The organism is Mesorhizobium sp. M0317 (assembly GCF_040321555.1).
Lineage (GTDB): Bacteria > Pseudomonadota > Alphaproteobacteria > Rhizobiales > Rhizobiaceae > Mesorhizobium.
Genome location: NZ_JAMYRV010000014.1, coordinates 1 through 23,732, shown reverse-complemented (window position 1 = coordinate 23,732; position 23,732 = coordinate 1). Strand labels below are relative to the sequence as shown.

25 protein-coding genes, 1 tRNA gene and 1 pseudogene are annotated in these 23,732 nt (G+C 63.0%); 11 read left to right on the top strand and 16 right to left on the bottom strand.

Annotated elements, in window-relative coordinates; genetic code table 11:
- Together argB and NKI88_RS12755 are read right to left on the bottom strand one after the other, a co-directional pair.
- Entirely contained in the window at window positions 1-894 is an 894-nt protein-coding gene (gene argB / locus NKI88_RS12760) for an acetylglutamate kinase (RefSeq protein WP_013528489.1), read from the bottom strand.
- A gap of 77 nt (window positions 895-971) precedes the next feature.
- Entirely contained in the window at window positions 972-1,313 is a 342-nt protein-coding gene (locus NKI88_RS12755) for an amidase family protein (protein WP_023703791.1), read from the bottom strand.
- 302 nt (window positions 1,314-1,615) lie between these two features.
- Here NKI88_RS12755 and NKI88_RS12750 point away from each other — a divergent pair, with 302 nt between their 5' ends.
- From NKI88_RS12750 to NKI88_RS12730, 5 genes and pseudogenes are all read left to right on the top strand, one after another.
- Window positions 1,616-2,155 carry a sigma-70 family RNA polymerase sigma factor gene (locus NKI88_RS12750; protein WP_023673234.1) on the top strand — a complete coding sequence of 180 codons (540 nt, stop codon included), beginning with the start codon at window positions 1,616-1,618 and terminating at the stop codon, window positions 2,153-2,155.
- Window positions 2,152-2,874 (top strand): anti-sigma factor, encoded by a 723-nt coding sequence (locus NKI88_RS12745; protein ID WP_023703790.1) that lies wholly within the window; start codon window positions 2,152-2,154, stop codon window positions 2,872-2,874. The genes NKI88_RS12750 and NKI88_RS12745 overlap by 4 nt, the downstream gene beginning before the upstream one ends.
- Window positions 2,875-3,098: 224 nt before the next feature.
- Window positions 3,099-3,656, top strand: coding sequence for a fasciclin domain-containing protein (locus tag NKI88_RS12740; protein WP_023693011.1), 558 nt, complete (start codon window positions 3,099-3,101; stop codon window positions 3,654-3,656).
- A 211-nt stretch (window positions 3,657-3,867) separates the two neighbouring features.
- Entirely contained in the window at window positions 3,868-4,362 is a 495-nt protein-coding gene (gene msrB / locus NKI88_RS12735; protein ID WP_352655421.1) for a peptide-methionine (R)-S-oxide reductase MsrB, read from the top strand.
- A 285-nt stretch (window positions 4,363-4,647) separates the two neighbouring features.
- Window positions 4,648-6,082, top strand: a pseudogene (locus NKI88_RS12730) (FAD-dependent monooxygenase).
- A gap of 71 nt (window positions 6,083-6,153) precedes the next feature.
- Here NKI88_RS12730 and NKI88_RS12725 read toward each other — a convergent pair.
- Both NKI88_RS12725 and NKI88_RS12720 read right to left on the bottom strand, forming a co-directional pair.
- Window positions 6,154-7,755, bottom strand: coding sequence for a DHA2 family efflux MFS transporter permease subunit (locus NKI88_RS12725; protein ID WP_352655419.1), 1,602 nt, complete (start codon window positions 7,753-7,755; stop codon window positions 6,154-6,156).
- A 21-nt stretch (window positions 7,756-7,776) separates the two neighbouring features.
- Window positions 7,777-8,958: an HlyD family secretion protein gene (locus tag NKI88_RS12720; RefSeq protein WP_352655417.1), complete on the bottom strand. Its 1,182-nt coding sequence runs from the start codon at window positions 8,956-8,958 to the stop codon at window positions 7,777-7,779.
- Window positions 8,959-9,104: 146 nt separating this feature from the next.
- Between NKI88_RS12720 and NKI88_RS12715 the strand changes: the two genes are divergently transcribed.
- A complete protein-coding gene (locus NKI88_RS12715) occupies window positions 9,105-9,848 on the top strand; it encodes a TetR/AcrR family transcriptional regulator (RefSeq protein WP_023673241.1) in 744 nt (247 codons plus the stop codon).
- A 66-nt stretch (window positions 9,849-9,914) separates the two neighbouring features.
- Here the strand turns inward: NKI88_RS12715 and yihA are convergent, their stop codons facing one another.
- The 6 genes from yihA to rpmH all read right to left on the bottom strand — a co-directional run bounded on the left by yihA (window position 9,915) and on the right by rpmH (window position 14,769).
- Complete coding sequence (yihA, locus tag NKI88_RS12710; RefSeq protein ID WP_023673242.1) at window positions 9,915-10,574, bottom strand: ribosome biogenesis GTP-binding protein YihA/YsxC; 660 nt, start codon at window positions 10,572-10,574, stop codon at window positions 9,915-9,917.
- Entirely contained in the window at window positions 10,571-11,209 is a 639-nt protein-coding gene (locus tag NKI88_RS12705; protein ID WP_023673243.1) for a CatB-related O-acetyltransferase, read from the bottom strand. Before NKI88_RS12705 ends, yihA begins: the two co-directional genes overlap by 4 nt.
- A gap of 319 nt (window positions 11,210-11,528) precedes the next feature.
- Window positions 11,529-12,095: a fasciclin domain-containing protein gene (locus tag NKI88_RS12700; protein ID WP_023696020.1), complete on the bottom strand. Its 567-nt coding sequence runs from the start codon at window positions 12,093-12,095 to the stop codon at window positions 11,529-11,531.
- A 340-nt stretch (window positions 12,096-12,435) separates the two neighbouring features.
- A complete protein-coding gene (gene yidC / locus NKI88_RS12695) occupies window positions 12,436-14,250 on the bottom strand; it encodes a membrane protein insertase YidC (RefSeq protein WP_023828837.1) in 1,815 nt (604 codons plus the stop codon).
- A 14-nt stretch (window positions 14,251-14,264) separates the two neighbouring features.
- Window positions 14,265-14,618 (bottom strand): ribonuclease P protein component, encoded by a 354-nt coding sequence (gene rnpA, locus NKI88_RS12690; RefSeq protein WP_023672264.1) that lies wholly within the window; start codon window positions 14,616-14,618, stop codon window positions 14,265-14,267.
- Between the two features lie 16 nt (window positions 14,619-14,634).
- On the bottom strand, window positions 14,635-14,769 hold the full coding sequence (gene rpmH / locus NKI88_RS12685; protein ID WP_008833937.1) for a 50S ribosomal protein L34: 135 nt from the start codon (window positions 14,767-14,769) through the stop codon (window positions 14,635-14,637).
- Between the two features lie 301 nt (window positions 14,770-15,070).
- Here rpmH and NKI88_RS12680 point away from each other — a divergent pair, with 301 nt between their 5' ends.
- Complete coding sequence (locus NKI88_RS12680; RefSeq protein WP_352655414.1) at window positions 15,071-16,603, top strand: ATP-binding protein; 1,533 nt, start codon at window positions 15,071-15,073, stop codon at window positions 16,601-16,603.
- Between the two features lie 195 nt (window positions 16,604-16,798).
- Window positions 16,799-16,875 (top strand) — tRNA-Arg (locus NKI88_RS12675).
- A 254-nt stretch (window positions 16,876-17,129) separates the two neighbouring features.
- Here NKI88_RS12675 and NKI88_RS12670 read toward each other — a convergent pair.
- Window positions 17,130-17,672, bottom strand: a complete 543-nt coding sequence (locus NKI88_RS12670; RefSeq protein WP_352655412.1) for an autotransporter — start codon at window positions 17,670-17,672, stop codon at window positions 17,130-17,132.
- A 160-nt stretch (window positions 17,673-17,832) separates the two neighbouring features.
- On the opposite strand from NKI88_RS12670, the gene NKI88_RS12665 reads away from it, so the two are divergent.
- A complete protein-coding gene (locus NKI88_RS12665) occupies window positions 17,833-18,561 on the top strand; it encodes a GntR family transcriptional regulator (protein ID WP_023714481.1) in 729 nt (242 codons plus the stop codon).
- A gap of 30 nt (window positions 18,562-18,591) precedes the next feature.
- Here the strand turns inward: NKI88_RS12665 and NKI88_RS12660 are convergent, their stop codons facing one another.
- Both NKI88_RS12660 and NKI88_RS12655 read right to left on the bottom strand, forming a co-directional pair.
- Window positions 18,592-19,482, bottom strand: a complete 891-nt coding sequence (locus tag NKI88_RS12660) for a sigma-70 family RNA polymerase sigma factor (protein ID WP_352655409.1) — start codon at window positions 19,480-19,482, stop codon at window positions 18,592-18,594.
- 32 nt (window positions 19,483-19,514) lie between these two features.
- Window positions 19,515-19,823, bottom strand: coding sequence for a hypothetical protein (locus NKI88_RS12655; RefSeq protein WP_023687449.1), 309 nt, complete (start codon window positions 19,821-19,823; stop codon window positions 19,515-19,517).
- 147 nt (window positions 19,824-19,970) lie between these two features.
- Here NKI88_RS12655 and NKI88_RS12650 point away from each other — a divergent pair, with 147 nt between their 5' ends.
- Window positions 19,971-20,336 carry a VOC family protein gene (locus NKI88_RS12650; protein ID WP_352655407.1) on the top strand — a complete coding sequence of 122 codons (366 nt, stop codon included), beginning with the start codon at window positions 19,971-19,973 and terminating at the stop codon, window positions 20,334-20,336.
- 53 nt (window positions 20,337-20,389) lie between these two features.
- On the top strand, window positions 20,390-21,238 hold the full coding sequence (locus NKI88_RS12645; RefSeq protein ID WP_352655405.1) for an alpha/beta hydrolase: 849 nt from the start codon (window positions 20,390-20,392) through the stop codon (window positions 21,236-21,238).
- Window positions 21,239-21,324: 86 nt separating this feature from the next.
- Here the strand turns inward: NKI88_RS12645 and NKI88_RS12640 are convergent, their stop codons facing one another.
- The 3 genes from NKI88_RS12640 to NKI88_RS12630 form a co-directional block, all read right to left on the bottom strand.
- Window positions 21,325-22,311 (bottom strand): Gfo/Idh/MocA family protein, encoded by a 987-nt coding sequence (locus NKI88_RS12640; protein WP_352655403.1) that lies wholly within the window; start codon window positions 22,309-22,311, stop codon window positions 21,325-21,327.
- A gap of 78 nt (window positions 22,312-22,389) precedes the next feature.
- Window positions 22,390-22,965: a YceI family protein gene (locus NKI88_RS12635; RefSeq protein ID WP_023681381.1), complete on the bottom strand. Its 576-nt coding sequence runs from the start codon at window positions 22,963-22,965 to the stop codon at window positions 22,390-22,392.
- Between the two features lie 68 nt (window positions 22,966-23,033).
- The gene (locus NKI88_RS12630; protein ID WP_023687445.1) at window positions 23,034-23,612 is read right to left on the bottom strand and encodes a cytochrome b; all 579 of its coding nucleotides are present in this window, start codon (window positions 23,610-23,612) and stop codon (window positions 23,034-23,036) included.
- Window positions 23,613-23,732: the final 120 nt, after the last annotated feature.

The window sequence follows — 23,732 nt, the reverse complement described above, 5'->3', positions numbered from 1 at the left end:
TCAGGGCACGATTAGCGTGCCGGCGCCGTGTTCGGTGAACAATTCCAGCAGCACCGCATGCGGCGTCTTGCCGTTGAGGATGACGACGCCTTCGACGCCGCGCTCGATCGCCTCGATGCAGGTCTCGACTTTGGGGATCATGCCGCCCGACACCGTGCCGTCCTTGATCAGCGCCTTGGCTTCGGCCACCGTCAGCTCGTCGATCAGCTTCTTGTTCTTGTCGAGCACGCCGGGCACGTCGGTCAGGAACAAAAGGCGCGTCGCCTGGCAGGCGCCGGCGATGGCGCCGGCGAAGGTGTCGGCATTGATGTTGTAGGTATGGCCATCGCGGCCGGGCGCCACCGGCGCCAGCACCGGGATCATTTCGGAGCGCGCCAGCAGGTCGAGCAGGGTGCGGTCGACTTCGACCGGTTCGCCGACGAAACCGAGATCGAGCACACGCTCAATGTTGGAATCCGGGTCGATCATGGTCTTGCGAGCCTTTTCGGCGAACACCATGTTGCCGTCCTTGCCGCACAGGCCGATCGCCCATTCGCCCTCGGCGTTGATCAGCGCGACGATCTCCTTGTTGATCGAACCGGCCAGCACCATCTCGACGATTTCGACCGTCTTCTGATCCGTGACGCGCAGTCCGCCTTCGAACTTGGATTCGATGCCCATCTTGGCCAGCATGGCGCCGATCTGCGGCCCGCCGCCATGGACGACGATCGGGTTGACGCCGGACTGCTTCAGCAGCGCGATGTCACGGGCGAAAGCCTTGCCGAGCTCGATATCGCCCATGGCATGACCGCCATATTTCACCACCACCGTCTTGTGCTCGTAGCGCTGCATATAGGGCAGGGCCCGCGAGAGCAGGGCGGCCTGCATTTCGGCGGTGGCGGTGATCTCCGTCATCGGCATGGTTCCCTGGATGCGGGTAAGGACGGCGGCGTCTTAGCGGGAATTGGCCCAGGCCGCAAACAGCTTTGCTATCACGATGATGAAATCTGCCGGATCAGGCCGGCACCTTGAGCGGCGCCCGCCGCGTCAGCCACCCGGAAACCTTCTCCATCTGCGCGGCAAGCGACAAAAGCGTCCTGCTCGTCGCCGGGGCGGCCGACGGCCTGGATGCCAAGCGGCAGGCCGGCATCGGTGACATGGACCGGCAGCGCGATCGACGGCTGGCCGCTGACATTCTGGATCGCCGGCCGGTGGGTGAACCACAGGCTCTTGTCCATCAATTGCCCAAACAGGGATCTGATCTCCAAGAGACGGGTCAGATGCAATTTGTCGAGCAGGTTTTCGATGAGCTCGTCGGCCCCCTTCGGGCCCATGGCGCCTCAGGCAAGCGGCGGATGCACAATGATCGGGTTGCCTCGGCGCGCGCGATCGCAGCATCGACAAGGTCCGGCGGCGAGATTCGCCTCTATGCACCAGCTCCGCCAAGCCCGGTCGCATCGTTCTCCCACAGCATCCGTTCGGCCGACATTGCTGTTCCCCTTTCTGCGGGAGGCTAACGACAGCCGATTTCCTTGGCACCGACCGGCGATTACTGGCGATCGGGCGCGGACATCGTTTGCGTGGACAACAAGATTTCTGCCTTTGCAAATAAATTGTGATCGCTTAGCTTGTCCGTATGACGCCGCAGGATATCTCCACCCTGATTGTCCGGACCTCGATGAAGGATCGGACTGCGTTCGATCTGCTTTACCGGCAAACCAGTGCGAAACTTTTCGGCGTGTGCCTTCGTGTATTGAAGGATCGCGGAGATGCGGAAGAAGCGCTGCAAGAGGTCTTCGTCAAAGTGTGGACGAAGGCGGATCGTTTCGCTGTTTCTGATCTCAGCCCAATCTCCTGGCTGGTGGCCATAGCACGCAATCATGCGATTGATCGCATCCGGTCGCGACGCAAGCCTGCTGCCGATATCGATGCCGCGCTCGACGTGGCTGACCCCGGTCCGGGGCCAGAGGCTATGGTTGTTGCGGGCGGTGAATCCGAGCGCATCTATCAGTGCCTTGAAGAGTTGGAACAAGACCGGGCGCAAGCCGTTCGGGGTGCTTATTTGAACGGCGAAAGTTACGCCGAGCTCGCGGAACGTCACAAGGTTCCGCTCAACACGATGCGGACATGGCTGCGCCGCAGCCTGTTGAAACTTAGAGAATGTCTGGAAAGATGACCCTGGCAGAAGAAAATGGACCGGAACGTGGAGGCGACGACCTGCTCGCAGCCGAATACGTTCTCGGCGTGCTGCCGGCGGATGAGCGCCAGATAGCCTCCGGACGCATCGACGCGGAGACCGGCTTTGCCCGTCTCGTCGATTCCTGGGAAGTAAACCTCTCGCCGATGGCTGCCGCTTATGCTGAGGTAGAGCCGCCGGCCACCATCAAGCCGGCTATCGATCGCCGGCTGTTCTCCTCCACCGCGGCGTCGATGACGGCCCCGAGCGGCAGCCTGTGGTCCAGCCTTAGCTTCTGGCGCGGCCTCACCGCAGCGGCTCTCGCGGCCCTGGTGCTCTATGTCGCCGTGCCTTACGTCAGGTCGCCGGTCGTCGTGCCGCAGGAGCGCCTCGTCGCCTCGCTGGCTGCCGAAGGCAGCGATGTCAAATACCTTGTCGTCTACGACGCTTCCCGCCGCGATGTCGGCCTGTCGCTGGTTTCGGGCGAACGCGCCGCCGGCAAGGACTTCGAACTGTGGATGATCGAAGGCAAGAATGCTCCGGTCTCGATGGGCGTCATCCCCGCCGGCCAGGTCGCCCATATCCCGGTTACCCCGGCCGTGCAGCAGAAGCTGGCGCAAGGCGCCGTGCTTGCTGTCAGCGTCGAGCCGACGGGCGGTTCGACGACGGGACAGCCGACCGGACCGGTCGTTGCCGCGGGCGACCTGAAGGGCATCTGATAAATCGTAAGATCATGACGTGACAATGAAGACAGCGGAAGTACATCTTCCGCTGTTTTCGTTTTGGATACGCTGCTGGAGATTACGGATTCGATCTCCGGAGATAATTCGGCGACAAAATAAAGGATAAATTTTTCCCGGCGCGCGGAAACTCAGGCAGTTCTATTCCGTATCTCCTCATGTTCCCGAAAGAGGAAACAATAACCCCGAGGAGTTCGAACACTATGCGTAGAATCGCCACCCTTTTGCTCGCCGGTACCATTGCCGTCTCCGCCCTCGCCACAATCGCCTATGCCGAGAATCCGATGGTTGGCGGCGCCGCCATGTACGCCAACAAGAACATCGTTGAGAACGCCGTCAATTCGAAGGATCACACGACACTGGTCGCCGCCGTCAAGGCTGCCGGCCTGGTCGAGACACTGCAGGGCGCCGGCCCGTTCACCGTGTTCGCGCCGACCAATGAGGCCTTCGCCGCGCTTCCGGCTGGCACGGTCGAGTCGCTGCTCAAGCCCGAGAACAAGGACAAGCTCACCAAGATCCTGACCTGCCATGTCATCGGCGCCAAGGCGATGGGCGCCGATGTCGCCTCGATGGCCAAGGCCGATGGCGGCACCCACAAGGTCAAGACGGTCGGCGGCTGCGAGCTGTCGCTCAAGGCTGATGGCGGCAAGGTCACCGTGACCGACGAGAACGGCAATGTCGCCAATGTGACGATCGCCGACGTCGAGCAGTCGAACGGCGTCATCCACGTCATCGACAAGGTCCTGCTGCCGAAGATGTAACAAAGCCCCTGCCGCCGACGAACAGGCGGTAAGCTCCTGCAGATTGCGCGGCCCCGCCCCCGTGGGCCGAGCAAACGACCGAGCGCTCCATCCCGTCCGCAACAAGCGCGGAGCCGGTGTGGAGCGTTCGTTTGCAGGACAACCGTCACCGGCTTTTGATTTTCCAGTGGCGGCCAAATTTGGCAAAACAACCCGCAGGAGGATTTCTGTCATGAACCGTCGAGATTTGCTTTTGAGCGGCGCCGCCATCGCTGCCGTGGCCGGCGCGGCGGCAACGTTGCGCATGGGCGGGCCCGCTAAGGCTGCCGAAACCTTCGAGGTCACCAAGACCGACACCGAATGGCACGCCATCCTGTCCGACGAAGCCTTCAACGTGCTGCGCAAGGAAGGCACCGAGTATCCCGGCACCAGCCCGCTGCTGAACGAGCATCGCAAGGGCATTTTCGCCTGCGCCGGTTGCGACCTGCCGGTCTATTCCTCGGAGACCAAGTTCGATTCCGGCACCGGCTGGCCGAGCTTCTGGCAAGAGATTGCCAACGCCGTCGGCAAGACCGAGGACCGTTCGCTCGGCATGACCCGTACCGAGGTCCACTGCCGCCGCTGTGGCGGCCATCTCGGCCATGTCTTCGACGATGGCCCGGCGCCGACCGGCCTGCGCCATTGCATCAACGGCGTTGCGCTCAGCTTCAAGCCGGCCACTGCCTGACCGTTCGGCGTCTTTTAGCGGGGTGGGGATTTGGCGCCGGTGTGACGACCGCCTCCTATATCTTGAAATGGGGCGAAAACAGTCAACTTCAAGAATTGGCAGACGGCTTTTTATGCGTAGATTCCGCAGCCCTTAACGAGAGGGCCAGAACCTATGCAACGAACTGAAGCACGGGCTCGCGACGGCGAGCCCAAATCGACCTCCAAATCGACCGACGGTGTTGATGCGGACCGGCCGCGAATATCCCATTCCGTGGTGATCGCCGGCGGCGGCCCGACCGGGTTGATGCTGGCCGGCGAGCTTTCCCTGGCCGGCATCGATGTCGCCATCGTCGAGCGCGCGATAACCAGGACCTCGCGGGCGCGCGCTCGGGCGGCCTGCATTCGCGCACCATCGAGATCTTCGACCAGCGCGGCATTGCCGATCGGTTCCTGTCGCAAGGCCAGACCGCACAGGTCGCAGGCTTCGCCGGCGTTTCGCTTGATATCAGCGACTTCCCCACCCGCCACAATTACGGGCTGGCGCTGTGGCAAAAGCACATAGAGCGCATCCTTGCTGACTGGGTCGAGGAGCTTGGCGTCACGTTCTACCGTGGCCGCGAGGTGACAGGCTTGGTGCAGGATGGCGGCGGCGTCGATGTCGCGCTGAGCGATGGCGGGTCGCTTCGTGCCGATTATCTCGTCGGCTGCGACGGCGGCAGAAGCCTCGTGCGCAAGGCGGCGGGCATCGAGTTCCCCGGTTCCGAGCCGACAACCAGCAATTTGATCGCCGAGATCGAGGTAACGGAAGAGCCGCAATGGGGTATCCACCGCGATGCCATCGGAATCACGGCCTCAGCAGACTGGAAGACGGTACGGTGCGGGTGCTGGTGACCGAACGCGAGGTCGGGGCCGGCGGCGTGCCCACATTGCATGAGCTCAGCGAGGCGCTCATTGCCGTCTACGGCACCGATTACGGCGTCCACAATCCAACATCGCTGGCCCGCTTCACCGACATGACCCGGCAGGCAGCCTCATACCGCAAGGGGCGGGTGCTGCTGGCAGGCGACGCCGCGCACGTGCATCCACCGGACGGTGGACAGGGGCTGCAGACCGGCGTGCAGGACGCGGTCAATCTGGGCTGGAAGCTCGCCCAAGTGGTCAGGAAAACTGCGCCCGAAAGCCTGCTCGACAGCTACCAGGCAGAGCGCCACCCGATTGCCGCGCGTGTGATGAAAAACACCATGGCGTCGGTCGTGCTCCGTCGCGAAGACGAGCGCACCAAGGCGCTGCGCGATACAGTGTCGGAACTTCTCGGCATGGAAGAGCCGCGCAAGCGTTTTGCCGGCATGTTGTCCGGCCTGGACATCCACTACGATCTTGGCGAGGGGCATCCGCTGCTGGGGCGTCGCATGCCGGATCTCGACCTCGTCACCGCTGCCGGTCCGCTGCCGGTTTTCGCCCTGCTGCACGACGCTCGGCCGCTGCTGCTTAATCTTGGTGAGCCCGGCGCTTTTGGTATCGGCCAGTGGGTGGAGCGGATTCAGCTGGTCGACGCCAGCTACGATGGCGCGTGGGAGCTTCCGGTGCTGGGGGCAGTCGAAGCCCCACGCGCAGTGCTGGTCCGGCCTGACGGTTATGTGGCCTGGGTCGGCGGCCCTGAAGCAGCCGGGCTAACCGACTCGCTGACCAAATGGTTTGGGCCGCCTCGACCAAGGAGCTTGACAACGATCGATGCTTAAGCGTGACCCCGGAAATCGGGGGTGATTTCCGGGGTCACACATGAGGGCGCCAGGCGGGGGATCCGGCGCGCTCAATGGCCTCCGCCACCGCTGCCCGCGGGCGGCGCCGGCTTGGCGATGACCAGGGTGAAGACCGCCATGGTCGCGAACAGCACGGTCAGCATGGTGAACACATCCATGAACGACAGCAGCGACGCCTGCTGCTGGACCATGCCCGACAGTTTGGAGATCGCCGCCTTGGTGGCGTCGAGGCCGGGAGTCTGCTGGAAGTCGAGCGTCATGTTCTGCAGCTTGGCCTGCGCCGCTGCACTGCCCCATTCCACATGCTCGGCCAGCCTGGCGTAGTGGAAGGCGCTGCGATCGATCAGCACGGTGTTGATGACGGCAAGGCCGACCGCACCGCCGAGGTTGCGGGTCAGGTTGAACAGGCCCGACGCGTTCTTCAGCCGGTCCGGCGGCAAGGTGCCGAGCGCAATGTTGTTGATCGGCACCATGCACAGCATCATCGAGCTGCCGCGCAGGATCTGCGGGATCAGCAATTCCCAGAAATCCCAGTCGGCGGTCAGATGCGTCATCCACCATGTGCCGGCAGCGAAACCGAACAGCCCGATCATCATCATGATGCGCAAATCCATCTTGCTCGACAGGATGCCGGAAATCGGCGCGGTGACGAACATCGCCAGGCCGCTGACGAACAGGGCTTCGCCGATCATCAAGGAATCGTAGCCGCGGATGCGTCCGAGGAACACTGGGTAGAGATAGGTCAGACCGTACAGGCCGATGCCGATGACGAAGGAGAACAGCGAACCGAAGGCGAAATTGACGTTGGTGAAGGCCCTGAGATCGACGATCGGCTCCTCGGCGGTAAAGGCGCGCCAGAAGAACAGCGCCGCACCGACAACCATGATGATGGCGCAGATGAACACGGCCTGTTCCTGCAGCCAGTCATGGTTCGGACCTTCCTCGAGCACATATTCCATGCAGCCGAGGAACGCCGCCATGCCGGCAAGGCCCCACCAGTCGAACTTGCTGAACAGGCCGAGATTGGGCTTGTCGAAATCGATCAGGGTCCAAGTCGTGACCGTCACCAGAATGCCTGGAATGACATTGATGAGGAACAGCCAGTGCCACGACATGGCATGGCTGATATAGCCGCCGACGGTCGGGCCGATGGTCGGCGCCAGCGTCGCCACCAGGCCGATCATCGGCGACACCATGGCGCGGCGCGACGGCGGGAAGATGGTGAAGGCGGCGGCGAAAACGCTCGGGATCATGCCGCCGCCGATAAAGCCCTGGATGGCTCGGTAGACGATCATCTGGTCGATGTTGGTGGCGGTCGCGGCCAGCGCGCTGGCCGCCGTGAAGCCGGCCGCGGCGCCTGCAAACAGCACGCGCGTCGACAGCATCCGGCTGAGGAAGCCCGACAGCGGGATCATCACCACTTCGGCGATCAGATAGGCGGTCTGCACCCATGGGATTTCGTCGGAACTGGCGCTGAGGCCGGCCTGGATCTCGGCCAGCGAGGCTGAGACGATCTGGATGTCGAGGATCGCCATGAACATGCCGAACACCATCGCCAGGAAGGCGATGAGGCGGCGCGTCGAGATGGTCGTCGGTACCGCCGGCATGGCAGGCGCCGGCGCCGCTCCTGCAGTTATGGTTGCGGTTGCCATGGCGTTGCTCCCGGCTTTCGCTCAGTTCGCCGTAGCCGGAGCCGTGCGGCTGTCGACGGCGACGACGACGCTCAGGCCGGCGCGCAGCCTGCCTGCCTTCAGCACATCGGCCGGCACGTCGATGCGAACCGGGATGCGCTGCACCACCTTGGTGAAGTTGCCGGTGGCATTTTCCGGCGGCAGCAGCGAGAACACCGCACCCGAAGCCGGCGCCAGCGACGACACCGTGCCTTCGAAATCATGGCCGTCCGTGGCGTCGACCGAGACCCGCACCTTCTCACCGGGCACCAGCTTGGCCAGCTGCGTCTCCTTGAAGTTGGCAACGATGTAGAGCTTGTCCAGCGGCACCACGACGGCGAGCTTCTGGCCGGGGCTGACGAGGTCGCCCTGCTCGACCGAGCGGTTGCCGACGACGCCGTCATAAGGCGCCTTGAGCACGGTGAAGGAAAGATCGCGCGCGGCCTTGTCGCGGTTCAGCCGCAGCGAAGCCAGCGTGCTGGCCGATTCGGCGCGCTGCGCTTCGAACACGCCGATATTAGCCTGTGCGGCTGCAATCTGCGCGTCGGCGCCGACAAGGGCCGCATTGGCCTGGTCGAGAGCGGTCTGGGCATCGTCCAGTTGCGCCTGCGTGCCGACATGCGTCTTGACCAGTTGCGCGGCGCGCTGCTGGGCGCGAGCGGCGTTGTCGGCTGCCGCCTGGTCGGCGACCTTCTGCGCCTGCGCCTGTTGCAGCGAAGCTTGCGCCGCCTTGGTCTGGGCGTCGATACGGTCGAGCGTCTTGGCCAGCGTGGCGATCTGCGCCTCCGCCTGGGCAACGGCTATTCTGTAGTCGCCGTCGTCGATCGTCAGCAGCGGATCGCCGGCCTTGACCTGCTGGTTCTCCGAGACCTTGACTTGATCGACATAGCCGGAAATCTTCGGCGAGACGAACGACATGTCGGCCTGGACATAGGCATCGTCGGTCGAGATCAGGAACCGGCCGTCGGTCCAGTAATTATAGCCATACCAGGCGCCGGCGCTGAGCAGAGCGAGGCCGATGATCGGCAGCATGAACGAGCGAGCCGACCGCTTCTTCTTGGCCGGCACCTCGGCCAAAACTTCGGCGGCAGGCTTGATGGGCGCTTCCGGCGCTTCGATAACCGGCGAGACCTTGGCGTGGGGAAAGGGGCGGACTTCGGCGGTGGTTGACGTGTTCGAGGACATGATATCTCGCTACCGTAGCTACATAAGGAAAATGTGTTATACTGAACCGTTCGGTTCGATGCGAACGTTGACATAGCGCTAAAGCAGGCCCATATCAAGAGCAATCGAACCGCTCGGTTCGAATTATTTCGCGAGGTGTGACTTTAATGGCCGACACGTTACCCGACGTCGAAAATGATCGGTGCGATGTGCTGGATAGTGCGCGTCGCGGCCGCCCGGCGGCGGGCCAGGATCCGGTCAAGCGCAGCCAGATCATTGAGGGCGCGCGGCGCGTGTTCATCGACAAGGGCTTCGAAGCGGCGTCGATGAACGACATTACCCGCGAGGCCGGCGTCTCCAAGGGCACGATCTATGTCTACTTCGCCAACAAGGAAGAGCTGTTCGAGGCGCTGATCGAGGAAGAGCGCGGCACCATCTTCAAGAACATGTACGACATGCTCGACCGCGCCGACGATCTGCGCCAGACGCTGGTGAAATTCGGCAAGGTGCTGTCGATGAAGATCACCTCGGCCAAGGTCATCCAGGCGCAACGCACCGTGATCGGCGCCTCCGACAGGATACCGGACATGGGCGCGCGGTTTTACGAACGTGGCCCAAAACGCGGCCACGACAAGGTGGTCAAGTTCCTCAATGCAGCCATCGAACGCGGCCTGCTCAAGATCGATGATGTCGATCTTGCCGCCTATCAATTCACCGAACTGTGCCTCGCCGGCCTGTTTCGCCAGTGCATCTTCGCCTACCGCACCACGGCGCCGAGCCAGGATGAAATCGACCACATCGTGCGGTCGGGCGTCAGCCTGTTCCTGAAGTCCTACGGCACCGAAAAGCTTGCCGAGGAAGAAAGCCATCAGATGATCGCGCTCGAGGCGAAGTCCAAGGCAAAGGCCTAGTTAGCCAAAGGTCTTTTTTCGCAACTCCGGACGGAAAACCGCTTCACACTTTTCCCGGAGTTGCTTTTAACCGCCATTGGCCGCCAGCACGATCGCCGCGCGCAGTTCGTCCAGACCCTCGCCCTTTTCCGACGACGTGGCGAGCACGAACGGAAACGCCGCCGGCCGCTTCTTGATCTTCAGTAATGTCTCTTCGATCAGCTGCGGCACGCCGGCGGCCTTGATCTTGTCGGTCTTGGTCAGCACGATCTGGTAGGACACCGCCGCCTTGTCGAGCAGCGACAGCACTTCGTCGTCCTTGGCTTTGATGCCATGGCGGGAATCGATCAGCACATAGACCCGCTTCAGCGTCACGCGGCCCTTGAGATAGTCGAAGACCAGCTTGGTCCAATCGTCCACCTTTTCCTTCGGCGCGCTGGCATAGCCGTAGCCCGGCATGTCGACCAGCGCCATTGGCGGCAGGTCGGTGCCTTCGCCGGAAAACCCGCCCGGCACGAAATAGTTGAGCTCCTGCGTGCGCCCCGGCGTGTTGGAGGTGCGCGCCAGCCCGTTATGGCCGACGAGCGCATTGATCAGCGACGACTTGCCGACATTGGAGCGGCCGGCAAAGGCGATCTCAGGCGGCCCCTCCGGCGGCAGGAACTTCATCGCCGGCACGCCGCGGATGAAGATCCACCCCTTGGTGAACAGGTCGGTGCCGATGACGGTGTTGCCCAGCGCGTTCAAATTGCTGCCTCCAGCCTCGAAATATCGGCGCCCCGGATGGCGTTGAGGTTGCGGCCGATCTTGTCCACCGGCCAATTCCACCACGCCACAGCCAGCAACCGCCGCACCGTCCTGTCGTCGAAACGCATCTTCACCACCTTTGCCGCATTGCCGGCGACGATCGCATAGGCCGGCACGTCATGCGTCACCACCGATTTCGCCGCCACGATGGCGCCATTGCCGACCGACACGCCGGGCATGATCACCGCATCCATGCCGATCCATACATCATTGCCGACCACCGTGTCGCCGCGCACTTCCTGTGACCACGTCTTCGGGTCGAAGCCTTGCTCCCAGCCATGACCGAAAATGTTGAACGGATAGGTGGAAAAGCCGGACATCGCATGGTTGGCGCCGTTCATGATGAAGCGCGCGCCCTCGGCGATGGCGCAGAACTTGCCGATGATCAGCTTGTCGCCGATGAAGGGATAATGATGCAGCACGCATCGCTCGGCGAATTTGTCCGGTCCGTCAGGATCGTCATAGTAGGTGAACTCGCCGATCTCGATATTCGGCGCGGTGACCAGGGGCTTGAGGAAGCCGACGCGGGTGTGCATCGGGATGGGGTGTTTGATGTCTGGGTTGGGTCCGTCCATGGCGAGATCCGTCGAGAGTGGCGCAAATTAAAGCCGCCATTCTAGATGGCGTGATCCGCCCTATAGCACCAATCGCCCGATGAGCGAGCCCTGCTGGGCTTCGATGTTCAGTTCGTGCCGCGGCAGATCACGATCAGGTCGACCGCCGCCGTCGGCTAAGGCGCCCTGAAACCCAAAAAAACGGGGCCCTGCGAAGGACAAGCAGGACCCCGGTGGTGTCGAAGACGGCTTCAAAAGAATGGCACCTCCTCGTGAGGTGGGGAAGGCAGACCGAGAAAGCCCGTCGCAGCCCGCCGTCATTCCCCGTTGCGTAAAGCCGTTACTTCGGCAACAGCACCTTGTTGACGACGTGGATGACGCCGTTCGACTGGTTGACGTCGGCGACCGTCACCTTGGCGGCGCCGCCGGACTCGTCGACGATGTAGAGCGAGCCGCCCTTGACCTCGGCGATCAGCGTGTCGCCGCTAACGGTCTTCATCTCATACTTGCCGCCCATCGCCTTGGCCTTGGTCATCATCTCCTTGGCCGAGATCTTTCCGGCCACGACATGGGCGGTCAGGATCTTGGTCAGCTTGTCCTTGTTTTCGGGCTTCACCAGCGTGGCGACGGTGCCGGCCGGAAGTTTCTTGAAGGCGGAATCGGTCGGCGCAAACACCGTGAAGGGTCCCGCGCTTTCCAGCGTGTCGACCAGGCCGGCGGCCTTGACGGCGGCAACCAGCGTCTTGTGGATCGGCGAGTTGAGGGCGTTCTCGACGATGTTCTTGGAGGTCAGCATCGCAGCGCCGCCAACGGCGGGATTGGCGAGCGTATAGGCCGTCGTCGCTGCGAGGCCCGATAGAGCCAGGCCGGCGGAAAAGCATAATGCCTTGAGGATGGACTTTGCCATTGGAGAACCCTTCTGGTGCGACAATTGTTGATTCGATTGTCGGGAAGAGTTACGCGGCGATTGCGGGAAAGTTTCGGTGCAGCGTAAAAAATGATAATGATAACAAATACTTAAAGGCGAATGCCCATTCCACGCGCCGCATCCCCGCGATGGACATGACGGGGTCACGGATCAAAAACAACGGTCTTCGGATTAGGGCTGATCGGTGTTGATCGGCCTTGGCGGTACAAGCAGCAGCCACGCCGGTTGCACGCCGCAAGTTTCGCGCCTCACGGGAACGTGATGAGCGCCTCGTCCACAAAAAACACCGGACGAGCCGGGGCTTTGATTGCCACGCCGTTTATTCAGCCGGCGAGGGTTTCTTTCGGAACAATGCCGTCAGATTGTCCCACAATTCGATCTTGGCGCCCTGGCGCTTCATGATCACGCCCTGCTGCAGGATCGACAGCGTGTTGTTCCAGGCCCAGTAGATGACGAGACCGGCCGGGAAGCTGCCCATCATGAAGGTGAAGATCACCGGCATCCAGGTGAAGATCTGCGCCTGCGTCGGATCCGGCGGCGTCGGGTTCATGCGCATCTGCAGGAACATGGTGATGCCCATGACCACCGCCCAGGCGCCCATATGCGGCAGGAATGCCGGCGGCGCGAAGGGCAGCAGGCCGAACAGGTTGAAGACCGAGGTCGGATCGGGCGCGGCCAGATCCTGGACCCAGCCGAAGAACGGCGCGTGCCGCATCTCGATGGTGATGTAGAGCACCTTGTAGAGCGAGAAGAACACCGGGATCTGCAGCGCCACCGGCCAGCAGCCGGCGAGCGGATTGATCTTCTCGGTCTTGTACAGCTCCATCATCGCCTGTTGCTGCTTCATCTTGTCGTCCGCGTATTTCTCGCGGATCTCGAGCATCTTGGGCTGCACCTTCTTCATGTTCGCCATCGACGCATAGGATTTGTTGGCGAGCGGGAAGAAGAGGGTTTTGACGACGACGGTGGTGGCAAGGATGGCCAGACCGAAATTGCCGAAGAATTTGTACAGCGTGTCGATCAGGTAGAACATCGGCTTGGTGATCCAGATGAACCATCCCCAATCGATCAGCCGGTCGAACAGCCTGATCTGGCGGTCCTGGGCGTAGGCGTTGATCTTGTTGACTTCCTTGGCGCCGGCGAAGATCTCGGTCTCGACCGTCGCCGACTGCCCGGCGGCAATGGTGATCGGGTCGGTGAGGAAGTCCGACTGGTAGCGCGGGCGGCCATTGTCGTAATAGGCATAGTGCGGCTGGAACGGCTGCTTCTCGGTCGGCACCAGGGTAACCGCCCAATATTTGTCGGTGATGCCAAGCCAGCCATCGGTCGATTTGCTCGGCGTATAGAGCTTGTTCTTCTCGATGTCGGCGTATTTGTGCTCCTGCAGGCCTTCCGTGCCGGTGACGCCGATCAGCCCTTCATGCAGCACATAGGAGCTGGCGACGGCCGGCTTGTCGAAACGGATGACCCGGCCGTAATTGGACAGCGTGACCGGGGCCGAGCCTGAATTCTGCACCGCATCGGAAACGGTGAACATGTAGTCGCCGTCGACGGAGATCGTGCGCTTGAAGGTCAGGCCCTTGTCGTTGGTGAAGGTCAGCGTCACTGGCGTCGCCGGCGTCAGAGTCGCATTGCCGTCGACGCTCCAGACCGTTTCCGGGCCTGGCACCGTGCCGGTCGTGTCACTGCCGACAAAGCCGATCTCGGCATAATAGCCGGTGGGCAGCGCCTGCGGATTGAGCAGCTGGATCTGCGGCGATGTCTTGTCGACCGTCTCGGTGTAGTGCTTGAGCTTTAGGTCGTCGAGGCGGGCGCCGGTGAGGTTGATCGAGCCCGACAGGCTCGGCGTGTCGATGTTGACGCGGGCCGTCTTGGCCACTTCCTGCGCGCGGCCTTCCGGCGTCGTGACATAGGTGCCGGGCGCGTTTGGAATGGCGCCGGGCGCTGCGGGCGCCGGCGTGCCGCCGGGGTTGGCGGCCTCGGCCGCCTTCTTCTGCTCCGCCGCCCGCTGCTCTTCGATGCGGGCCGCCTCGCGCTGCTGTTCGCTGCGCGGCAGCACATAGAAATATTGCCACAGCCCGAGGATCAGCACCGACAAGACGATGGTGATGTAGAAGTTCCGGTTGTTTTCCATCGAAAGCCCTTGGCCTATCGTGTTCCGCTGAGACGGCGGGAGAGTTCGGCCTTCAACTGGCCGAACGGAATGGTGAGCACGTCTTCACGCCCGACGATGACATAGTCATTGCCGGGCGCCATGTCACTTGCGGCATGGGTGCGCACGGCTTCTTTCAGCCGCCGCCTGACGCGGTTGCGGACAACCGCATTGCCGACCTTCTTGGTGACGGTGAAGCCGACGCGCGGCGGCAGGCCGTCATTGCGGTCGAGAACTTCGACGAGAAAAAGCCGCCCGCGCCGCTTTTCACCGCGGCGGACGGCCAGGAATTCCGCACGTTTCAGAAGCCGCTTGGGGTTTGGTCCCACTGGCTTGCCGGTTGCGGGCAACGATCTCGTCTTCCGTTCAGGCGCTGAGCCGCTTGCGGCCGCGGTTGCGGCGAGCTGCGACGACGCCGCGACCACCCTTGGTGGCCATGCGAGCACGGAAACCGTGCCGGCGCTTGCGGACGAGTTTGGACGGTTGGTAGGTACGCTTCATTTGTTTTAATACCGCGGGGTGCGGCCCTTCTTGATTCTGTCACTGTGTAACAGGAGCTTTGCCGGGCCGGCATTGGCGCGATCGAAACCGCGCCGGGACGAATGGCCCGAGCGTGAGCGGCTTATAGAAAGAAGGGTTTTGGGAGTCAATCCAGCGCGAACTATGAGTTCGTCGCAGCGCGAACACCCAGTTCGAGGCGGTCTTTTATTGCTGGCACCATCGTCCAACGAAGGATGAAATTGGCAAAAAAGCCGCAATCGCCTAATCTCAACCGATCAAGCGTTTGTGAAGACAGGCCTTAATGAGCGAAGTTGCATCAGCGGATGAAGGGAGCGGCCGGGCGACAGCCGATGCCAGCCCGGCGACCGTTCGCCCGGTTGCGAGCCGTTCGGTGCCCAATCGTTCAGTGCCCTTGGCGCGCGGCCTGTCGACCAAGCTGCTCTTGCTCACCATTGTCTTCGTGCTCCTGGCCGAAGTCCTCATTTTCCTGCCCTGGATCGCCAGCTACCGCCTGGCCTGGCTGAAGGAGCGGCTAAGCACCGCTGCCGCGGTGTCGATCGTGCTGGTGCAGGGCGAGCCCAATTCGCTCTCCCGCGCCGCCCAGAACGACGTGCTGATGGCAATCGGCGCCAAGGCGATCGCGGTGCGCGACGGCGGCGTATCGCGCCTGCTGGTCGTGGCCGAGATGCCGCCGCAGGTCGACGAGCATATCGACATCGCCAATGTCGGCATGATCAAGGGCATGACCGGGGCGCTGGATACGCTGTTCTTCGGCGGCAAGCGCATGCTGCGGGTGTTCGGCCCGGTCGGCGACAGCGACAAGGAATTCGAGCTGATCATGCCCGACTATTCCCTGCGCAACGCCATGCTGCGCTATTCGCGCAACGTCGCCTTCGTCTCGCTGCTGATCTCGCTGTTCACCGCAATGCTGGTCTATGCCGCGATCGACCTGATCATGATCGGCCCGATCCGCACCATGACGCGCTCGATGCTGTCCTTTTCCGAGGCGCCCGACGATCCAGGGCGCATCATCCACCCGGCCGCCCGTGCCGACGAGATCGGCGTTGCCGAGCGCGAACTGTCGCAGATGCAGGAACGGCTGCAAAAGATGCTGTCGGAGCAGAAGCATCTTGCCGATCTTGGCCTCGCCGTCTCCAAGATCAACCATGATATGCGCAACATCCTGGCCTCGGCGCAACTGATGTCGGACCGCCTGCGCCTGGTCAAGGACCCGACGGTGCAGGCCTTCGCGCCAAAGCTGTTGCGCGCGCTCGACCGCGCCGTCTCCTATTCCGAAGGCGTGCTCCACTATGGCCGCACACAGGAGCCGGCGCCCTCACGCCGCCGCTTGCGGCTGCGCCAGCTGGTCGACGACGTCCACGGCCTGCTCGACATCGAGGACGGCATCGAATTCGTCAATGCCGTCGAGCTCGCCTTCGAGGTCGATGCCGATTCCGACCAGCTGTTTCGCGTGCTCACCAATCTGTGCCGAAACGCGGTGCAGGCGATGGCGGCCGACGCCGAGAGCGCGCTGGTGCGCCGGCTCGCCGTATCGGCCGAGCGCATAGGCAGCGTAAGCCGCATCATTGTCACCGACACCGGTCCCGGCCTGCCGGCGAAGGCGCGAGAAAACCTGTTCGCGGCGTTTCGAGGCTCGGCCCGCAGCGGCGGCACCGGCCTTGGCCTGGCCATCGCGCACGAGCTGATCCGCGCCCATGGCGGCACGGTGGAACTGGTCGAATCGATCGGCGGCCGCACCACCTTCGCCGTCACCATCCCCGACCAGCCGGTCCGCCTCGACCAGGCCCGCAACGGCCTGCGCCGCCCTGCCTGAGCTGTATTGATATTCAGCCGAAGCCGGACTGAGCTGAATCTCAGCACCCCTTTGATCGGCACCGTCGAAAGCAGCTGCGACAAAACTTTTGCCGGATTGGCTTGCTTTTCGGAAATTCAGTCGCTAGGGAACACGTCTTGTCGCGGCCGGTCGTCAGGATCGGTTAGCGGGGCTATGTAAAGCATGGCCTGTTGCGCGCCCGTAGCTCAGCTGGATAGAGCACCAGACTACGAATCTGGGGGTCAGGAGTTCGAATCTCTTCGGGCGCGCCATTTCCGCCGAAACTGTGATTTCCTGCGATCCGCTAGCCGGTCTTGGCCTCACATATGAAGAGCAGGTCGCGGAACACGTTGCCGAGCACCGCCTCATTCGAGTGCTGGAGAACTGGACGCCGCCTATTCCAGGCTTCTTCATGTATTACCCCAGTCGCCAGCATCAGCCTGCCGCACTAACTGCGCTAATCAACGCGCTGCGGTGTTCTTGAAATGGGCCGGTATGCGGCGACCGTTATTCCGCCTATCCCGGATCAGGACCCAATCGGCCTCGCACCAGCCAGATACCGCTCATTGTCGAACGGCTCGGCGTGGGTGCTGTCCGGGCTCCACATGTGGCGGTGGGTCTCGGTCAGATTGCCGAGATAGACATGCAGGGCGCCTGAGCGGGCGCTGCCGGTGTTGGCGACCGCATGCACCGTATCCGGGGTCATATGCACCACCGCGGGCGCCGCGATGTCGTGGCGTTCCGGCGCATCGATCTCGCTGCCGTCGACGGGATAGATGAAGTTGGTCTCGCTGCCCTTGTAGATGCCGATCAGCGCATCCATCAGATGGTTGTGCGGCGGGTACTGCACGCCGGGCGACAGCGTGATGTGGTAGATGGTCAAGTCAGGGCTGGCATGCAGCAGCACCTCATCGTCGTCTTCCTCATGCGCGAGCACGCCTGATGCATGGAAGCGGTCGGTGTGTTCGCGCAGCACCGCCTTGACCCGTTCGAAGGCATGAGCACCTTTGGCTGCGTTGACGATATCGGCGGTTACGGCGTAGAGAGGCGAGTTGGCGGCAAGAGACATTTGTCGTCATCTCCATTGGGAAGCTCAATCAATACAACTGAGATGCTCAGGCTAGCGAATGCCGGCAGACCCGTCAACCGGATGGTCGAAACCGGCAAGCAGACTACGCGGGCAGACCACGCGGGCAGACCACGCGGGCAGACCACACGGGCAGGCAGATATGGCTCTTCCGAAATCAGTGTCACCGTCCGCCGTCAAGGCGCCGTCGACCGCCGACATATTGCGCAGCGAGGAAGCTTATGAGCAGCTGAAGAGCGACATCGTCGCCTGCGTCCTGCAACCCGGCGAAAGCCTGACCGAAAAGCAGATCGGCGACCGCTACCAGATCAGAAAGGCGACGATCCGCTCGGCTTTGGCCCGCCTGACGCAGGAAGGGCTGATCAAGAGCGAGCCGCGCCGCGGCTATGTCATCGCACCGCTTAGCCTGCGCGACGTCAACGAGATCTTCGACGTCCGCAGCCTGATCGAACCGGAAGTGTTCCGGGTGGCCGCGGCAAACCTCACCGAACGCGGGCTCGACGACATCAGGCTGGCGGCGCAGAAGGTGCTGAAGCCGGAGACGCTGCGCAGCCATGTCGCCTTTCTGGCGGCCGACCGCGCCTTTCGCCTGGCCCTGGCCGAACTCTCCGGCAATCTGCGGCTGGTTCGCCTGCTCGACCAAACGCTCGACCAGTCGGAGCGTGTCCTCCATCTCGGCTTCAAATCGCGCGACTTCACGCAAGCGATCATCGGCCAGCAGAAGGAGTTGGTGCTTGCCTGCGAGCTGGCCGAAGTCTCGGCCATCGCAAAGCTTGCCCGCTCGCAGTGCCTGTCGCTCAAGAAGCAGGTGCTCGAGGCCTTGCTCGCCGGCTCCAAGCTGCAGGACGCCAATTTGCAAAGCTTCGCCTGAGGCGCGAAGCCCGCGCTCTCTGGCCGATGCTTACTCGTCGATGAAGCGGATGTCCGCATCGGCAAGGCAATAAGGCGCGTAGCGGAAATCGCGGATATGGCTGACCTTTCCATCCTGCCAGTCGACCAGCATGAAGCCGCGCACGGCGTCATCTCCCGCTTGCGGGCTGCGGATCAGGATGGCCGGCCTGCCGTCGACGAAGCCGAGCGACAGCGCCCAGTCCTGGACACGGTCGTAATTGCCGAAATAGTTGGAAACCTGCGCTTTGCCGCGCATGCGGGTGCGATTGACGACTTCAAGCTGGATGTCCTCGGCGATCAACGCGCGCACGGCGTCGAAGTCGCGCGCGTTGAACAGGTCGACATAGCGGCGCAGGCGCCGCTCGTCACCGGCGTCGAGTTTTGGGGCAGGCGCCTGCTCGTCCTGTGACGCCAGCAGGCGCAGCTTAGACCGCCCGCGATGCAGCGCTGCCTTGGTCGCGGCCAGCGTCGCGCCGGACACTTCGCAGGTTTCGTGCAGGCTGAGGCCAAGCACGTCGACAAGGATCACGGCGCTGCGCTGCACTGTTGCCAGCTGCATGAAGCTTCGCAGGCTGGCGGCGGTGGCGAGCCTCGCATCGGCGCTTGCGGAGGGGTCTTCGATCGTCGTCATGTCGGTCTCGCTCATGCGCGCCTGCTCCCGCTGGCGCCGGCGCAGATGATCCTGCGCGGCATTGTGGGCTATGCGGAACAGCCATTGCTCCGGACGCTCGACCGCGGCGTCGCCGTCGATGGCCTGCAGTGCCTTGATCAGTGTCTCCTGGACGATGTCCTCGCCATCGATCACCGAGCCGGCCATGCGGGCGCAGTAGCGGTGCAGCTTCGGTCGCAAGGAGCCGAGCATCGCCTCCAGGGCAACGCGGTCGAGTTTTGCTGTGTTCATCCTGTCCGTTCCCAAAATGCCGGTCTTTGCATTCAAGCCGGCACGACCTCGCCGGCCAGCATACGATAATTGCCGACGATCTTTGCCGGCGATCTGGCAAGCGGCGTCGAGCGGCGTCCGGCATGATCGGCGCTGAAGGCCTTGAAGGCTGCGAGCCCGGTCAGGCCGTCGCCATCCTGGCTGACAAGATGGATGAACTCGCCATTCTCCAGTTCCAGGACGAGGTAGCGCACGGATTGCGGCTTCGTGTCGTCGAGTGCCTCGAACACCTGTGCAACCAGCATACGGTTCTCGGCGATGCTTTCGTCCTTCACGCCGTAGCGGACGAGATTGTAGCCCATTGTCGTCTCCTATTTTTCAACTCTGCACGGAGAAGACGTTTCGCGACCTCGAAAAGATTCGTCGGCCGGCGAATCTTTTCGATCGTCCGGATCGTCTTTCCCGTCGACGGCTGCGCGGCAGCCATCGAGGAGCAGGAGAGATCCATCATGCACATCCAGTTTGCCGAATTGCCGGTGTTCGACCAGGACCGCGCCAAGGCCTTCTACACCGGCCATCTTGCTTGCCAGGTGGCGGAGGACCAGCTGATGGGCGACAGCGGCTGGCGCTGGATCGAGCTGACATTTCCCGGCGCCGTCACCAATTTGCATTTCGTCAAACGCCCCGATGACACGCCGGGCACTGAGCCCGTGCTGGTGCTCGTTGATGGCGATGTCGAGGCAACGGTCGCGGGCCTGAAGGCGCGCGGCGTCGAAATCATCACCGAGCCGCAGGAAACGCCTTGGCAGCGGGGCCGCACGGTCGCCGAATTCCGCGACAGCGAGGGCAACCGCATGGTTGTCGCCGGCAAATGATCGGACCCGGCGCAAAGCCGAACTTTGACATGAGAACAACAGGAGAGATGGACATGACCCCCCAAACGTCGACGCTGAAAGTACCGGGCGCCAGCCTCTATTATGAGATGCGCGGTTCCGGCCCCGTACTGTTGATAATCCCCGGCGGACCGCAGGATGCCGGCGTCTTCGCCGATGTCGCGGGCTACCTCGCCGACCGCTACACGGTGGTCGCCTATGATCCGCGCGGCAATTCGCGCAGCACCTTCGACGGAGAGCAGCAAGAGCAGGACCTCAATGTCCATGGCGACGATGCCGCGCGATTGATCGAGGCGCTTGGCGCCGGACCGGCCTATGTGTTCGGCACCAGCGGCGGCGCCCAGATCGGGCTCAACCTCGCCGCCCGCCATCCCGGCCGGGTTCGTGCGCTGGTGGCGCATGAGCCGCCCAGCATGATGCTGCTCGACGACCCGTCGCCGTCACTGGCCGGCATGCGCGACCTGCACGACACCTATCGCAGCCAGGGCGTCGAGGCGGCGATGCAGAAATTCTTCAGCGAGAACAGCCTGTCGGAAGGGCCGGGCCAGGATGAAGCCGGGCCGCAGGACGGACCGCCTTCGTTCGAACCGTCGCCCGAGGAGGCCGAGACCTTTGCCAGGGTCAGCGGCAATTTCGAATACTGGCTGGCGCATGGCGTCATGCCGCTGTCGCTCTATCGTCCCGATATCGAGGCGCTGCGCGGCCGCCCGGTCGTGGTCGGCATCGGCGAAGAGTCCATCGGCCAGCCGATCGACGGCATGGGCAAGGCGCTGGCCGACAGGCTCGGCAGCAAGCGCGCCGCCTTCCCCGGCGACCATATGGGCTTTGCGCCCTATCCCGACCGCTTCGCCGAGACCTTGCACCTGACGCTCAGAGGCGCGTGAGATCGTCAGTCCAATAGGAAAGGAAGCGTCCGCATGCACAATGCGGACGCCCTTCTCCCATGAAATTAACTGCTAAGATTGCTGTATCAGACGGCCTCCCAGCCTTCCTTGCCGCCGGCGCGGAAGATGGCGTCGATGACCTTCTGGTTGAGCACGGACTCCTCCAGCGTGAAGACACGCTCCTTGCCGCCCTGTGCCGCCCTGGCAAAAGTCTCTACCTCGCACCGGTATTGCTGGGTGCCGGGAAAGCGGAACACCTGCGCCTCCGTATGGTTCTGGTTGTGCAGTTCGATGCGGTGATGGTCGTAGAGCCCGGCATTGAACGGCGAGAACACCTCGATGAAACCTTTCTCGCCGTGGAACACCATCACCTGTCGCGCCGCCATCTGCGTCGACAGATAGAAGGACAGTTCGAAATCGCCGAAATCGGCGCGGATCGAGGAATAGATGTCGGTGCCGAATTTCTTGTCGCGCTCGATCGTCGCCTGCACGCGCAGTGGCTCCTTGCCGGTCGAAAACCGCGTCGACACCGTAGGATAGACGCCGATGTCGGGCAGCGCGCCGCCGCCCAGATCGAGCTGGTTGCGCATGTTGGTGGGATCGACATTGTAATAGGAGAAGGCGCCCTGCACATGGCGCAGCCGGCCGATGGCGCCGTCGGCGATGAGATCGCGCACCTTGATCCATTGCGGATGGTAGATAACCATGAAAGCCTCGCAGACCAGCACCTTCTTCTGGTCGCGCAGCTTGATCAGCGGCGCGATGTCCTTGGCGTCGAGCGCCAGCGGCTTTTCCACCAGCACATGTTTTCCCGCTTCGATGGCCTTGGCCGTCCATTCGACATGCTGCGATGTCGGCAGCGGGATGTAGACGCCGTCGACGTCTTTCGAAGCCAGCAGCTCCTCATACGAGCCAAAGGCATGCCTGGCGCCGAACCGCTCGCCCAGGGCCTCGGCCTTCGACAGGTCGCGGCTGGCGATCGCGGACAAAACGCCATTCTCGGCCTCGACGATTGCCGGCAACAATTGCTCGCGGCCGATCTTGGCCGTCGACAAAACACCCCATCGGAACATCAGGCTTCTCCTATCGATTTACAGGCGAGGAGGTTTGCCCGAAATTGCGGGAAAAGCCAATGCGGATCGCTGGTCCTGCTAGCCTCGCTTGCCCGTTAGCGTCATGTCGAAATTGACGATATTCGAATAGATCGGCGTGCCGACATCCATGCCGTACCGGGAGCGCAGCACCTTGCCGGTGACGTGGAATTTAATGACGCCGCCCTTCAGCCCGCCGAGCTCGGCAGTGAACTTTTCCGCAAACGTCTTGCCGCGCGCCGTCAGCCGGCCGCTGACCAGCGCCGTGGTGTCGCTGGTTCGGGTTACGCTGGTCGAGCGGAACTGGATTTCGGGGCTGTTGGCCACGTCGAACACCGCATCGGAGCGCAGGAAGGCGTCGATGCGGCCCTGGCCGGTGCCGACGCTTTCGGGATAGATGGTGAAGTTGACCGCGGAACGGCCGACATCGCTGTTGTCGATGCGGATGGAGCCCTTGAAGCGGCCAAAGGCGCCGTCGAGGCCGCCGCCACCGACCTTGCCGATGGAGAAGCGAATGCTGGAGCTGGCCGGGTTGACCGTGTAGCTGCCGGCGGCGTCGCCGAGGTCCACAGCGGCGGAGACAGGCATGGCAAGGCAAGCGGCAACAGCCGCCAATCCGAAGATGCGCGCATACATGGGTTTTGTCCTTCTGGGGCAGGCGAAGTGTTGCGCCCTCACTCCAATGAACGAATGCGCGGCGCGCGCTATTCCATGTCCTGATCTGACGAAGGCGTGATCATGCGCGTGAGCACGCTGTCGCGCAGCCAGAAATGATGCCGCAGCGCCGCCAGCGCATGCAGCGCAACCAAGGCAATGCCGGCATAGGCGAGATACCAGTGTGCTACCGCCCAGAAGTTTTCCGCCGCATCGGACACGCCGAGCGGCAGGTTCGGCATCACGAAAAGGTTGAACGGCATGCTGGGGATCTCCAGCATCGACACCGAAACCAGTGCCCAGCCGGACAGCGGCACCGCGAGCTGGAAGCCATAAAGTGCCAGATGCGCCAGCGGCGCCGTCCGACGCTCCAGGCCTCCGACCGAGGCCGGCAAGGCCGGGGCCGCGTTGCCGAGCCGCCAGGCAATGCGCAGGATGAGGAGGCCGAGCAGCAGGAAGCCGAAGGATTTGTGCAGCTGGATCAGCTCGAAGGCGGTGCGCTGGCTGGTCAACCGCACCATGATGAAGCCGAGCATGAACTGGCCGATGAACAGGATGCCGATCAGCCAGTGGAGGACGATCGCCGCCCAGCCGTAGCGGGTTGAGTTGTTGGTGATGAATGCCGGCATGGCTGGTGAACGAATGGCAGCTGGGCTTTCTTCCACCCTCCCCCTTGTGGGGAGGGGGGGCGGGCAGCGCCCGGGGGGGGGGGGGGCGCCGACGCAGCCGCCCCCCCCCCACCCCGACGC

Bases quoted from the DNA above. Each gene is read 5' to 3' on its own strand.
- NKI88_RS12700 (WP_023696020.1), bottom strand. From the start codon at position 12,095: ATGGCAAAGTCCATCCTCAAGGCATTATGCTTTTCCGCCGGCCTGGCT.
- NKI88_RS12715 (WP_023673241.1), top strand. From the start codon at position 9,105: ATGGCCGACACGTTACCCGACGTCGAAAATGATCGGTGCGATGTGCTG.
- NKI88_RS12635 (WP_023681381.1), bottom strand. From the start codon at position 22,965: ATGTATGCGCGCATCTTCGGATTGGCGGCTGTTGCCGCTTGCCTTGCC.
- NKI88_RS12660 (WP_352655409.1), bottom strand. From the start codon at position 19,482: ATGAACACAGCAAAACTCGACCGCGTTGCCCTGGAGGCGATGCTCGGC.
- NKI88_RS12630 (WP_023687445.1), bottom strand. From the start codon at position 23,612: ATGCCGGCATTCATCACCAACAACTCAACCCGCTACGGCTGGGCGGCG.
- NKI88_RS12665 (WP_023714481.1), top strand. From the start codon at position 17,833: ATGGCTCTTCCGAAATCAGTGTCACCGTCCGCCGTCAAGGCGCCGTCG.
- NKI88_RS12680 (WP_352655414.1), top strand. From the start codon at position 15,071: ATGAGCGAAGTTGCATCAGCGGATGAAGGGAGCGGCCGGGCGACAGCC.
- NKI88_RS12745 (WP_023703790.1), top strand. From the start codon at position 2,152: ATGACCCTGGCAGAAGAAAATGGACCGGAACGTGGAGGCGACGACCTG.
- NKI88_RS12645 (WP_352655405.1), top strand. From the start codon at position 20,390: ATGACCCCCCAAACGTCGACGCTGAAAGTACCGGGCGCCAGCCTCTAT.
- NKI88_RS12750 (WP_023673234.1), top strand. From the start codon at position 1,616: ATGACGCCGCAGGATATCTCCACCCTGATTGTCCGGACCTCGATGAAG.
- NKI88_RS12650 (WP_352655407.1), top strand. From the start codon at position 19,971: ATGCACATCCAGTTTGCCGAATTGCCGGTGTTCGACCAGGACCGCGCC.
- NKI88_RS12670 (WP_352655412.1), bottom strand. From the start codon at position 17,672: ATGTCTCTTGCCGCCAACTCGCCTCTCTACGCCGTAACCGCCGATATC.
- NKI88_RS12755 (WP_023703791.1), bottom strand. From the start codon at position 1,313: ATGGGCCCGAAGGGGGCCGACGAGCTCATCGAAAACCTGCTCGACAAA.
- NKI88_RS12740 (WP_023693011.1), top strand. From the start codon at position 3,099: ATGCGTAGAATCGCCACCCTTTTGCTCGCCGGTACCATTGCCGTCTCC.
- NKI88_RS12655 (WP_023687449.1), bottom strand. From the start codon at position 19,823: ATGGGCTACAATCTCGTCCGCTACGGCGTGAAGGACGAAAGCATCGCC.
- NKI88_RS12705 (WP_023673243.1), bottom strand. From the start codon at position 11,209: ATGGACGGACCCAACCCAGACATCAAACACCCCATCCCGATGCACACC.
- rpmH (WP_008833937.1), bottom strand. From the start codon at position 14,769: ATGAAGCGTACCTACCAACCGTCCAAACTCGTCCGCAAGCGCCGGCAC.
- NKI88_RS12640 (WP_352655403.1), bottom strand. From the start codon at position 22,311: ATGTTCCGATGGGGTGTTTTGTCGACGGCCAAGATCGGCCGCGAGCAA.
- msrB (WP_352655421.1), top strand. From the start codon at position 3,868: ATGAACCGTCGAGATTTGCTTTTGAGCGGCGCCGCCATCGCTGCCGTG.
- NKI88_RS12720 (WP_352655417.1), bottom strand. From the start codon at position 8,958: ATGTCCTCGAACACGTCAACCACCGCCGAAGTCCGCCCCTTTCCCCAC.
- argB (WP_013528489.1), bottom strand. From the start codon at position 894: ATGACGGAGATCACCGCCACCGCCGAAATGCAGGCCGCCCTGCTCTCG.
- yidC (WP_023828837.1), bottom strand. From the start codon at position 14,250: ATGGAAAACAACCGGAACTTCTACATCACCATCGTCTTGTCGGTGCTG.
- NKI88_RS12725 (WP_352655419.1), bottom strand. From the start codon at position 7,755: ATGGCAACCGCAACCATAACTGCAGGAGCGGCGCCGGCGCCTGCCATG.